A 12,009-nucleotide genomic window follows, 5' to 3' on the forward strand; every position below is an offset into this window, starting at 1 on the left:
GAAAGTGTGTTTTGTTAACATTGTAACAAACAAGTAAACAAAACTGCGATGCCGCGCTTAAAATCACATCAAAAAACAGAACATGCCGTGATGCTGTTAACATTTGCATGATGTGGTTTTCCGCGAAGAGTTCCACAGAGAGAGCATACAAAAAAGCCGGGGGAAAATATCCCCCGGCTGCGTGTCCGACTGTCACAAATTATGTCAGTTTCACGTCAGATGATGATTACTCCGCAGAGGACTTATCATCTTCAGCCGGTGTAACAGCATACGGTGTTTTTTTTGTTTTCAATCGCCTGGTAAACTGTGAGCACAGACTCACTCTGTTCATCACTATTGCGGTATAACCAGTACTGAATCTCCGGTAAGCGCGGCAGACCTTCGCTGACACTCAGGATACGCAGATCCGCATTCTGCATTTCAAGCGGACGTGCCGTTATTCCGACTTCCGCATTGACCGCTGCACGTACAGCAGACAGAGACGCGGCTTCATACGCCACGCGCCATGGTACACCCGCCTCATCCAGCGTTTCTGCTGCCAGGTGACGGAACGGGTTGGTTTCATCCATAACCACTAACGGGATAGGTTCATTAGCCTGCAACTGAAAATCAGGCGCACAGTGCCAGAGCACCGGCGCGGTACGCAATGCGGTACGCGGGTGATGAGCAATCCGCGCCGTCGTCAGTGCGAGGTCGATTTCATGGTTATCCAGCATACCTTCAATATACTGGCTGCGTTTAATGCGGACATCAACCGCCATACGCGGATAAACCGAGGCAATCCGGTTGAGTAAAAAAGGCAGCAGTGAGTCAACGGAATCATCGGATGCACCGATGCGTAACTCCCCTTCTGCATCATTGTAGGCCAGTGATGCGGTTGCATCATCATTTGCCCGCAGAATTTGCCGGGCATAACCCAAAAGTTGTAACCCGTGATCGGTCAGTAGTTTATTACGACCGTGGCGGGCAAACAGTTCGCGTCCGACAAGTTGCTCCAGACGCTGCATTTGCTGACTGACAGCTGACTGGGTACGGCATACTGCCGCCGCCGCTGCCGCGAATGTGTTCAGATCGGCCACTGCAACAAAGGTCCGCAGCAGGTCGAGGTCAAGATTTAACACTGGACGGTTTGAATTTATCATTTTTTTTTTCTTCACTAATTTTGATTTTTAATACTACCTGGTGTTTATTGGCGTGAAAAAAAGCATCGCCAACGAAGACATTACCCTATACCTCAGGGTGGAGTAAAACATAACTAACACTAACAAAACTACGTAACTGTGAGTAACCCTCCTCCGGATTACTGTTTACTAAGCCATCTCTGCCGGTATACAAACACACAATGTTTCCGTATATTACAACATTATTTTCTTAATATTACGAAATGAAACAATTTGTAAGTGTTAAAAACCCATGCTGTCTATGAGTATACATGCAATATAAACCTTTTATTTAGGCAAATTTAAGGTCAAATACTCTGAAAAGCCACTAATGCAGACAAACCATGTCAGTTATACTACTAATCATTAGCTACATCAGTATTTAATATATAAGAAAAGATTATACAATTTCAACAACTGCTGGCCATTTAGTAAAAACACTGTATTACTTTACTAATTATGATCTTCCTATAGATAACTTTACAAAGCCAGAATGACCCACCCCCAATAGTGAAACACTCTGAATTTATCACAAACACCAACATACAACTCCGACATACCCGATACTAACAACTACTTCTAATCCTTTCCCAAACGAAACCTGTTGTTTTTAACCAAAAGCTGTTTACCGTCTTCAAAAGGCCGGACGGGAGGAGTACAGTGGTTTATCACAGGTTTTTCCTGATAAAACACCTATTATACCCAAGGTCATTCAAGATGCAGGCAGGCGTCGTTCCGCTAACGAACCTGCAGTTTGAATGAATAAGGGAACATTTACGCGCTAAGGTCCTGAACAGATGAATATAATAAGAAAATCCGACAAACTCGATAATGTCTGTTATGACATTCGCGGGCCTGTGCTCAAGGAGGCTAAACGTCTCGAAGAGGAAGGCCAGAAAGTTCTCAAGCTGAATATCGGAAATCCTGCGCCATTTGGTTTTGATGCGCCGGATGAAATTCTGGTTGACGTGATCCGCAACCTGCCGAGCTCACAGGGCTACAGTGATTCCAAAGGTCTGTACTCCGCCCGTAAAGCCATTGTTCAGTTCTATCAGGAACGCGACATGCGCGACATGACCGTTGAAGATGTTTACATCGGCAATGGCGTCTCAGAACTTATTGTGCAATCCATGCAGGCGCTGCTGAACAACGGCGACGAAATGCTGGTCCCTGCTCCGGATTACCCGCTGTGGACGGGGGCGGTAGCACTTTCCGGCGGTAATGCTGTTCACTATATGTGTGACGAAGAACAGGGCTGGATGCCGGATATCGACGATATCAAAAAGAAAATCACCCCGCGTACCCGCGGCATTGTGGTGATTAACCCGAATAACCCGACCGGGGCTGTCTACAGTAAAGATTTGTTACAGGAGATTGTCGAAATTGCGCGGCAAAATGACCTGATTATCTTTGCTGATGAAATTTACGACAAAATTCTGTATGACGATGCCGTTCACCATTCTATTGCAGCAATGGCTCCGGATTTACTGACTGTGACCTTTAACGGGCTGTCAAAAACCTACCGTGTCGCCGGTTTCCGTCAGGGCTGGATGGTACTGAACGGACCGAAAAAACACGCAAAAGGCTATATTGAAGGTCTGGAAATGCTTGCATCCATGCGTCTGTGCGCTAACGTCCCGATGCAGCATGCCATTCAGACCGCAATCGGCGGCTATCAGAGCATCAACGAATTTATCCAGCCGGGCGGTCGTCTGTATGAACAGCGTAACAAAGCATGGGAACTGATTAACCAGATCCCGGGCTGCTCCTGCGTAAAACCGATGGGCGCACTTTATATGTTCCCTAAATTTGATGCCAAACGCTTTAATATCCACGATGACCAGAAAATGATCCTCGACCTGCTGTTACAGGAAAAAGTATTGCTGGTTCAGGGAACTGCCTTTAACTGGCCGGAGCCGAACCACTTCCGTATTGTGACACTGCCGCGTGAAGATGAGCTGGAGCAGGCTATCAGCAAATTCGGGCGTTTTCTCTCCCACTACCGTCAGTAATCTGTTTACAGGTTTGTGTACAACGGCTTCCGCACAGGAGGCCGTTTTTATTCATACCCAACGTCATTCAGGATGCAGGCAGGCTGAGTGCGGCCAACGAACCTGCAGTTTGAATGGATAAGGGTATACATCCGGTTAAGAACATCGCAAAATAACTAATATCACTTTTATCATGCTGCTGTCAGGAATGCTGTTTATGAGTTACTTTTTTGCCCACCTTTCACGTCTGAAACTAATCACCCGCTGGCCGCTGATGCGCAACGTAATCGCGGAAAATGTGTCAGAGCACAGCCTTCAGGTTGCGTTTGTCGCGCACGCACTTGCTGTGATTAAGAACCGAAAATTCGGTGGCTCGCTTAACCCGGAAAAAATTGCCATGCTGGCGATGTATCATGATGCCAGTGAAGTGATCACCGGCGACCTGCCGACACCGATTAAGTATTACAATCCGCAGATTGCACATGAATACAAAAAAAATTGAGCGCATGGCGCAGAAAAAATTGCTGGCCATGATCCCGGAAGAATTACAGGCAGATTTTGCCCCGATCCTCGATGAAGATGCACATTCAGAAGACGATGCAGCGATTGTCAAACAGGCAGATGCCCTATGTGCGTACCTGAAATGTCTGGAAGAGATAGGTGCCGGTAATACCGAATTCAATCTGGCGAAAGCCCGGCTGGAAAAGACACTCGAAGAGCGCAGCAGCCCGGAAATGGACTATTTTCGCGAGGTATTTATCCCGGGATTCAGCCTGTCACTGGATGAGATAAGTCAGTAACCCGGAGTTCCCGAAATGAATGAAACAGATTTATTCAGGTTGCTTATCCGTCAGGAAAAAATATTGCACCGCCCGTTATACCGCAATGATAAATCTGTTCTGAATACGCTGTTACATACCGATTTTTTTTGAATTTTGCCAGTCGGGTGTGTCAACAGATAAAAAAGATACTGTAGGCGGACTGAATAATCCTGTCACCTGTGCGCAGCAAATCTATTCAGAAAATTATCACTGTGCGCGGATCAGCAGTAACAGCGTACTGATGACTTACCGCAGTTTTCAGTTTGCCGGAGAAAAATGCATCAAAGCAACTAACCGCGCTTCCCTGTGGTTTGAAACCACCCCGGATCATTGGCAGTTGCGTTTTCATCAGGGAACTCCGTCAGAACGGGAACAGTAACGGGATAACCGCAATACTGATAAGCATCACCACAAAGGTAAACGGCACCCCGATTTTGACAAAATCGCTGAATGTATAATGCCCGGGACCGAGTATCAGCGTATTTACCGGTGAAGAAACCGGTGTCATAAAGGCGGCTGAAGCCGCGACGCCCACCACCATCGCAAACGGCAGCGGTGAAACCTGCATTTCATACGCCGCCTGAATAGCAATCGGTGCCATCAGTACGGCTGTCGCCGTATTCGAAATAAACAACCCGATGGTGGCACACAATATAAACAGGGCTGTCAGCATCACATGCGGTCCCATGTTCCCCGCCACATCCATCAGCCCTTTAACTATCAGCGTGATCCCGCCGGTTTTTTGTAATGCCAGGGCAAACGGCATCATCCCGACGATCAAAATAATACTCGGCCAGTGTATGCTGCGGTATGCGCTCTCCATATCAATACAGCGGAATTTCCCCATCAGCAGGCAGGCTATCAGCGCCGCAATGAAATTCGGGATCTCATTTGTCACCATCATCGCCACCATCAGAGCAAGACAAAACAGGGCATGCGGTGCCTGTGACGCTGCCGGAACCACTGTTTCAACCTCTGCGGCAAGGTTGAGGACAATAAAGTGGCGGCGCTTGGTGGCAAGTATGCGGATAAGTTTCCAGTCACCGACCACCAGCAGGATATCCCCCAGTTGCAGAGGCTCATCCACAATATTGCCGCTGAGGGCTTTTCCTTCGCGGCGCACCCCGAGCACATTCAGCCCGTAACGGGTACGAAACCCGATATCGCGCAGACCTTTTCCGATTAATTCACTTTCCGGATTCAGGGAGACTTCCGCCATTCCCACATTACGTGCCTGCTCCGAGAAATATTCGCCGCGCAGGATCATCGGCTCCAGCATTTGCTCAGCACAGAACTCACGCAAATCTGTATCACCGGCGGACATATCAATCAGCAGAACATCGCGGTCACGCAGTTCCATACCTCCGGTTGCACCGACCATCACGCGGCGAAAATGCCGCCAACGCTCGATCCCCACAATATTGGCACCGTAGCGGGTGCGCAGATGAAGTTCATCGAGTGTTTTACCGATAAGCGGTGAGCCGTTGCGGACAGCCAGACGCCGGGCGCGTCCGCTCAGTTTGTAATCACGGATAAGGTCGCGGAATGTGCGCTGCACGCCATCACCTGCTTTTTCCGGCTGGTTACTGCCCAGCCAGTGCCGGGCAACCAGCATATAAGCGACACCCGCGAGTAAAACCAGTATGCCGATCGGGGTAATTGAGAAGAAATTAAAACCTTTGATCCCTTCCGTTTCCAGAAGACTGTTCACGACCATATTCGGTGGCGTGGCAACCAGCGTCATCATTCCGCTGATAAGCCCGGCAAAGCCGAGCGGCATCATCAGCCGGGAGGGAGAGATCTTCATGCGGGCAGAAACACTCAGTACCACAGGGATAAAAATAGCGACCACACCGGTTGAGCTCATAAACGCGCCCAGCCCCGCCACACTCACCATCAGGAAAACCAGCAGTTTTGTTTCACCGGAGCCTGCAACGCGCACCAGCCAGTCGCCCATCTGGTAGGCAACACCGGTGCGCACTAATCCCTCCCCGATGACAAACAGGGCGGCAATCAGCAGAATATTGGGATCACTAAAGCCGGCAACGGCTTCAGTTAAGGTAAGCGTACCACTGAGTACGAATGCGATGATCACCAACAGCGCCACAACATCCATCCGGACTTTGTTGGTGGTAAATAAAACAATGGCAATAAAAAGCAGGGTTAATACCCACGCAAGTTCCGTATTCACCAACGACCTCTTTCGTCAATGCCCGGACAGCCAACATCCTGTCTCACAGTTTTTTTGTCAACGTACCAATCCCGCATTTTCACACACATCCGTGCGGGAGTTGATGCCGGGTATTGTTCAGCCCGGCAGGCAGGTCAGCGTAACAGAGCCGTCCGCTGCTTTATCCACCTGTAATTGCGTCAGTGAATTCACCCGCAGCGCCAGTTCATCTGTACGCGGTGTTCCGGGTGGTACATGCACAGCAATGACTTTACATCCGGCATCAAGACCGGATAACAGCCCGGCGGTGGCATCTTCAAAAACAAAACAGTCCTGCGGTGCCAGCCCCAGTTTTTCCGCCCCGAGCAGATAAGGCTCCGGATGCGGTTTACCCCGGGTGATATTGTCTGCGGTCACCCAGGCGTCCGGCTCCGCAAGACCTGCGGCGGTATGGCGGGGACGCGCAATCGCCACAGTACCGGAAGTGACTATCGCCCAGGGAATACCAAGAGATTGCAGGCGCAGCAACAACGCTTTTGCCCCGGGTAAATCTGTCACTTCGCCGCTTTCGCGGATTTCCATCTCTGTTACCCACGCCAGTTGTGCGGCAATTTCTGCATTATCCGCATCCGGCAGGAAATGGCGGATAGACTCCACCGCCGGTTTTCCGTGGATAAACTGCTTCACGTCTTCTTCATCCGCCCCGATCCGGCGGGCAAATGCCAGCCAGGCGCGCTCAACGACATGCAGGGAATCTGCCAGTGTACCGTCCAGATCAAACAGAAAGCCTTTTGCAGTCAATGCCATTTGTGCCTCTCAGAATGCGGATAAAGTAAGGGGTCAGCTAAAATCAGGCGTTAAGAACCTGATTAATTTCCACTTCGCTCAGGTGATACTGACGCGGGCAGCCATGCCATGCACCCAGCATACGGACATATTTATCCCACATTGGTGTCTGGGAGTTAAAACCGTGGCTGCCGCTGTCAAAGTGCGTATAACGCCCTTCGGTATTAACCAGGAAGCGGACATAACTTAAATAGCGGGCTTCAGTCGCCGCATCGAAACCTAAGAAGTGGATACGGCGTGCATCAATATCAGCCGCATTTTTCAGGTTATCAAAGGAGATACGCAGTGCATGGTACATTTCCATCATATCAATCACGCGGCGGCAGATATCTTCCGGTAATTCACCGAAATCGCGATCCAATTCGCGCATCTGTAACCCGAAGCCACGTTCAATAATAGTCTGCTGGCGGCGGTAACGCTCGGCATTATCCGGATCCATCATTGCCATCATTTTATATTGGTTAGAGAGGATAAGGCGTTGGGCGTTATTCATTTCCATGGTGTATCTCCTGAAAAGGTAATCCGGTGTATGTCGGAATCATCGCATTACTCAATTCTATAAGATAGTGAAATGCACCCCTTTTTTGATCCCGGCGGGGAATTTTAAACAGGTATTTATCCCCGGTCAGTAAATGCCTGAAAACACATAGCTGAATCGATTAATAAATGAAAGACCGGGAAATGACGGATTTTTATAAATCATCCAGAAATGAGTTATCCAATTGCTTAAAGGCGCGTTTGAGTAATTCTGCCAGCGCCATATAGTCCGGTGTTCCTTCCACAGGGGCAATCGCAATACCGGCTTCACTGAATTTAGCGCGGATCTCATGAAACCAGTTCAGCAGACCGGCAGGCAACGGAGTGGCGGCGCGCCGTCCTAACCACCATAATCCCTGTAGCGGCAGAGAACAGGCAAAAAGAGCGGTTGCAATAGCGGGACCTAAGGCTCCCCCGAGGGCTATCTGCCAGGTCAGGGTAAATACGGCAACAGGCGGCATAAAACGGATACCAAAACGGGTCGCTTTAATGACACGGTTCTCCGGGAAAACCGGTGCAAGCTGCTTTACCACAGGCCAGAGTGTGGCATAGCGCTGACCAAGGCGCAGAGAACGGAATAAGCCCTGCTTTTCCGGTGCGTTCATAGGCATTATGACCTCAATCAATAAAAAACATAATAATTAAAATATGGCTACAAACAGTCAAAATATTTTTGTAGGATTAAGTATATTTTGAATTTGCTGTCATCTGCGGGTATGCTACGCCCGTTTAATCACGGTGAAATAATCCTGTAGTAATTATTTTGTCTGATGTCGTCTTTTTCAAGGGCAAAATGTGTTTTTTTTTGCGCTTTAACATGTAAGACAACGTATTATAACAATGTTTGCCGTCTGATATAAAATTTGCATGATGTTAATCATGAACAGCGCTGAAATAATGCGCTACGCTTAGATAGATTACGTTTTAACCACTGTCTTAATACATAAGACTTATCCACAACACGATTATAGGTAATTCCATGTCAAGTAAGCTGGTACTCGTACTTAACTGCGGTAGTTCTTCACTGAAATTTGCAATCATTGACCCTACATCCGGTGATGAATATCTGACGGGTCTGGCGGAGTGTTTTAACCTGCCGGAAGCACGTATCAAGTGGAAAATGGATGGTGCTAAACACGAAGCACAACTGGGCGCAGGTGCTGCACACAGTGAAGCGCTGCGTTTCATCGTGAAAGATATCATGGGTGCCAAACCTGAGCTGTCTGCACAGATCGGCGCTATCGGTCACCGTCTGGTTCACGGTGGTGAGAAATTTGCTCACTCTGTTATCGTCACTGATGAAGTTATCAAAGCAATGGAAGAGTGTTCTGCTTTTGCTCCGTTGCACAACCCGGCTAACCTGTTAGGCGTTGAAGAAGCGCTTCAAGCGTTCCCGCACCTGGCTGATAAAAACGTCGGCGTTTTCGATACTGCTTTCCATCAGACTATGCCTGAAGAAGCGTATCTGTATGCCCTGCCGTACAGCCTGTACAAAGAGCACGGTATCCGCCGCTATGGTTTCCACGGTACAAGCCACTATTTCGTGAGCCGTGAAGCCGCTAAAATGCTGAACAAACCGGTTGAAGAACTGAACGTCATTACCTGTCACTTAGGTAACGGTGGTTCTGTTGCTGCTATCGTTAACGGTGAATGTGTTGATACTTCTATGGGTCTGACTCCGCTGGAAGGTCTGGTAATGGGTACGCGCTCAGGCGATATCGACCCGGCTATCATTTTCCATCTGCATGATTCAATGGGTATGAGCGTTGATGCTATCAATACTATGCTGACTAAAGAATCAGGTCTGCAGGGTCTGACTGAAGTCACCAGCGACTGCCGTTATGTTGAAGAAAACTACGGTGAAAAAGCTGATGCAACCCGCGCAATGAATGTATTCTGTCACCGTCTGGCAAAATACGTGGGCGGCTATGCAACGCTGATGGAAGGTCGTCTGGATGCTATCATCTTCACCGGCGGTATCGGTGAGAATGCTGCGATGGTCCGCGAGCACACGTTAAATAAACTGGCTCTGCTCGGCTTTAAACTGGATCACGAACGTAACCTGGCTGCCCGTTTCGGTAATGCAGGTAAGATCACAACAGATGACAGCAGCATCGCACTGGTTATCCCGACTAACGAAGAATTAGTCATTGCACAAGACGCCGCGCGTCTGACTGCATAATCTTTGCTCTCCGCCGGCGCCCGCCGGCGGATTTATTTTGAACACCGAATTGTGAAAAAATAAGAGGTTCATGTGTCCCGTACTATTATCCTCATTCCTACCGGCACCAGTGTTGGTTTAAGCAGCGTCAGCCTCGGGGTTGTCCGCTCAATGGAACAAAAAGGCGTCAGCCTGAGCTTTTTCAAACCTATCGCGCAACCACGCCATGCCGGTACTGAAGATCAGACCACCAATATCTTACGTGCCCACTCTTCCCTGAAAATGGCCGAGCCGCTGGATATGGATTATGTTGAATCCATGCTGACCAGCGACAAAAAAGATATCCTGATGGAAGAAATTGTTGCCCGTTACCACGACCACACTCAGGGTGCAGAAGTTATCCTGATCGAAGGTCTGGTTCCGACCCGCAACTATCCGCACGCACAATCACTGAACTACGATATCGCTCAGACCCTGGGCGCGGAAATCGTATTCGTAACTGCACCGGGCAATGATACCGCGGCAGAAGTGAAAGAGCGTCTGGAACTTATCCGCAATGAATTTGGTGGTCATAAGAACACCAGCATTGCCGGTGTGATCGTCAATAAAGTAAATGCACCTGTTGATGAACAAGGCCGTACCCGCCCTGACCTGTCAGAAATCTTTGATGACTCGTCCAAAGCGGTTATCGCGCACCTGAGCGCGGACGACCTGAAATCCCTGCCACTGCCGGTTGTCGGCTGTGTGCCATGGAATTTCGACCTGATTGCCACCCGTGCAATCGATATGGCGAATCACTTAGGCGCAAAAATTGTTAACGAAGGCGATATCAAAACCCGCCGCGTTAAATCTGTGACTTTCTGTGCGCGCAGCATTCCTCATATGCTGGAGCACTTCCGTCCGGGTTCCCTGCTGGTGACGTCTGCTGATCGTCCTGACGTGCTGGTTTCTGCCTGCCTGGCAGCGATGAACGGCGTGGAAATCGGTGCTATCCTGCTGACCGGCGGTTATAAAATCGACGACAGCATCGCGAAACTGTGCGAGCGCGCTTTTGAAACCGGCCTGCCAATCTTCACTGTCAACAGCAACACCTGGCAGACCTCGCTGAACCTGCAAAGTTTCAGCCTGGAAGTCCCTGCTGACGACCGTGAGCGTATTGAACTGGTTCAGAACTATGTTGCCGGTCACATCGATACCAAATGGATCGATTCCCTGGTTGCAGACTCAGAGCGTCCGAACCGTCTGTCGCCTCCGGCATTCCGTTACCTGTTAACTGAACTGGCACGTAAAGCGAAAAAACGTGTTGTTCTGCCTGAAGGTGATGAGCCACGTACCGTTAAAGCCGCTGCAATCTGCGCTGAACGCGGTCTGGCGACCTGCGTACTGTTAGGTGACCCGGAAGAAATCCGCCGTGTTGCAGCAGCACAGGGCGTTGAACTGGGTACAGGTATCGAGCTGGTTGATCCGAAAGACATCCGCGAGCTGTATGTTCCGCGTCTGGTTGAGCTGCGTAAGAGCAAAGGCATGACAGAAGTCGTTGCCCGCGAGCAGTTACAGGATAACGTGGTTCTCGGCACACTGATGCTGGAGCAGGATAAAGTAGACGGTCTGGTATCCGGTGCGGTTCACACCACAGCGAATACTATTCGTCCACCGTTACAGTTAATCAAAACAGCACCGGGCAGCTCACTGGTTTCATCTGTGTTCTTCATGCTGATGCCGGAAGAAGTGCTGGTCTATGGTGACTGTGCGATTAACCCGGATCCGAATCCTGAACAGCTTGCTGAGATTGCCATTCAGTCCGCTGATTCTGTAAAACTGTTCGGTATCGACCCGCGCGTTGCGATGATCTCTTACTCTACCGGCACATCCGGTCAGGGTGATGATGTTGAGAAAGTCCGCGAAGCGACCCGCATTGCCAAGGAAAAACGTCCTGATCTGTGCATCGATGGTCCGTTACAGTATGACGCCGCTGTGATGGCTGACGTTGCTAAAACCAAAGCACCAGACTCACCGGTTGCAGGCAGAGCAAACGTCTTCATCTTCCCTGACCTGAACACCGGTAACACCACGTATAAAGCGGTTCAGCGTTCAGCAGACCTGGTGTCTATCGGACCGATGCTGCAAGGCATGCGTAAACCGGTTAATGACCTGTCACGCGGTGCGTTAGTTGATGATATTGCTTATACCATCGCACTGACTGCTATTCAGGCAGCACAGAACGACGCTAAAAAATAAGTTTTAGTCGCTACTGAAAATCCCGGCCGGAGAAATCCGGCCGGGATTTTTTTATCTGTCATATTTAATTATGACTTATACAGCC

At 49.4% G+C, this 12,009-nt stretch carries 8 protein-coding genes and 2 pseudogenes; 5 read left to right on the top strand and 5 right to left on the bottom strand.

Going from position 1 to position 12,009, the window contains the following annotated elements; all coding sequences use genetic code 11:
- Positions 1-226: 226 nt before the first annotated feature.
- Positions 227-1,142, bottom strand: a pseudogene (gene hexA, locus AYY16_RS06275) (transcriptional regulator HexA).
- An 815-nt stretch (positions 1,143-1,957) separates the two neighbouring features.
- Between hexA and AYY16_RS06280 the strand changes: the two are divergent.
- From AYY16_RS06280 to AYY16_RS06290, 3 genes and pseudogenes are all read left to right on the top strand, one after another.
- The gene (locus AYY16_RS06280; protein ID WP_067363474.1) at positions 1,958-3,172 is read left to right on the top strand and encodes a pyridoxal phosphate-dependent aminotransferase; all 1,215 of its coding nucleotides are present in this window, start codon (positions 1,958-1,960) and stop codon (positions 3,170-3,172) included.
- A 196-nt stretch (positions 3,173-3,368) separates the two neighbouring features.
- Positions 3,369-3,951: pseudogene (gene yfbR / locus AYY16_RS06285) on the top strand (5'-deoxynucleotidase).
- Between the two features lie 148 nt (positions 3,952-4,099).
- Positions 4,100-4,351, top strand: coding sequence for a hypothetical protein (locus tag AYY16_RS06290; RefSeq protein ID WP_082970603.1), 252 nt, complete (start codon positions 4,100-4,102; stop codon positions 4,349-4,351).
- On the opposite strand, the gene AYY16_RS06295 is transcribed toward AYY16_RS06290, so the two are convergent.
- From AYY16_RS06295 to yfbV, 4 genes are all read right to left on the bottom strand, one after another.
- Positions 4,334-6,163, bottom strand: coding sequence for an SLC13 family permease (locus tag AYY16_RS06295; RefSeq protein WP_067364805.1), 1,830 nt, complete (start codon positions 6,161-6,163; stop codon positions 4,334-4,336). The genes AYY16_RS06290 and AYY16_RS06295 overlap by 18 nt on opposite strands.
- A gap of 117 nt (positions 6,164-6,280) precedes the next feature.
- Complete coding sequence (locus tag AYY16_RS06300; RefSeq protein WP_067363477.1) at positions 6,281-6,949, bottom strand: sugar phosphatase; 669 nt, start codon at positions 6,947-6,949, stop codon at positions 6,281-6,283.
- 43 nt (positions 6,950-6,992) lie between these two features.
- Complete coding sequence (locus tag AYY16_RS06305) at positions 6,993-7,487, bottom strand: YfbU family protein (protein ID WP_067363481.1); 495 nt, start codon at positions 7,485-7,487, stop codon at positions 6,993-6,995.
- A 193-nt stretch (positions 7,488-7,680) separates the two neighbouring features.
- A complete protein-coding gene (yfbV, locus tag AYY16_RS06310; protein ID WP_067363484.1) occupies positions 7,681-8,136 on the bottom strand; it encodes a terminus macrodomain insulation protein YfbV in 456 nt (151 codons plus the stop codon).
- A gap of 368 nt (positions 8,137-8,504) precedes the next feature.
- Between yfbV and AYY16_RS06315 the strand changes: the two genes are divergently transcribed.
- Together AYY16_RS06315 and pta are read left to right on the top strand one after the other, a co-directional pair.
- Positions 8,505-9,707: an acetate kinase gene (locus AYY16_RS06315; protein ID WP_067363487.1), complete on the top strand. Its 1,203-nt coding sequence runs from the start codon at positions 8,505-8,507 to the stop codon at positions 9,705-9,707.
- Between the two features lie 72 nt (positions 9,708-9,779).
- Positions 9,780-11,924, top strand: coding sequence for a phosphate acetyltransferase (pta, locus tag AYY16_RS06320; protein WP_067363489.1), 2,145 nt, complete (start codon positions 9,780-9,782; stop codon positions 11,922-11,924).
- Positions 11,925-12,009: the final 85 nt, after the last annotated feature.

The sequence above is a fragment of the Morganella psychrotolerans genome, assembly GCF_001676155.1.
Taxonomy (GTDB): Bacteria; Pseudomonadota; Gammaproteobacteria; order Enterobacterales; family Enterobacteriaceae; genus Morganella; species Morganella psychrotolerans.

Coding starts and splice junctions, on each gene's coding strand:
- AYY16_RS06315 (WP_067363487.1), top strand. CDS start 8,505: ATGTCAAGTAAGCTGGTACTCGTACTTAACTGCGGTAGTTCTTCACTG.
- yfbV (WP_067363484.1), bottom strand. CDS start 8,136: ATGCCTATGAACGCACCGGAAAAGCAGGGCTTATTCCGTTCTCTGCGC.
- AYY16_RS06280 (WP_067363474.1), top strand. CDS start 1,958: ATGAATATAATAAGAAAATCCGACAAACTCGATAATGTCTGTTATGAC.
- AYY16_RS06300 (WP_067363477.1), bottom strand. CDS start 6,949: ATGGCATTGACTGCAAAAGGCTTTCTGTTTGATCTGGACGGTACACTG.
- AYY16_RS06305 (WP_067363481.1), bottom strand. CDS start 7,487: ATGGAAATGAATAACGCCCAACGCCTTATCCTCTCTAACCAATATAAA.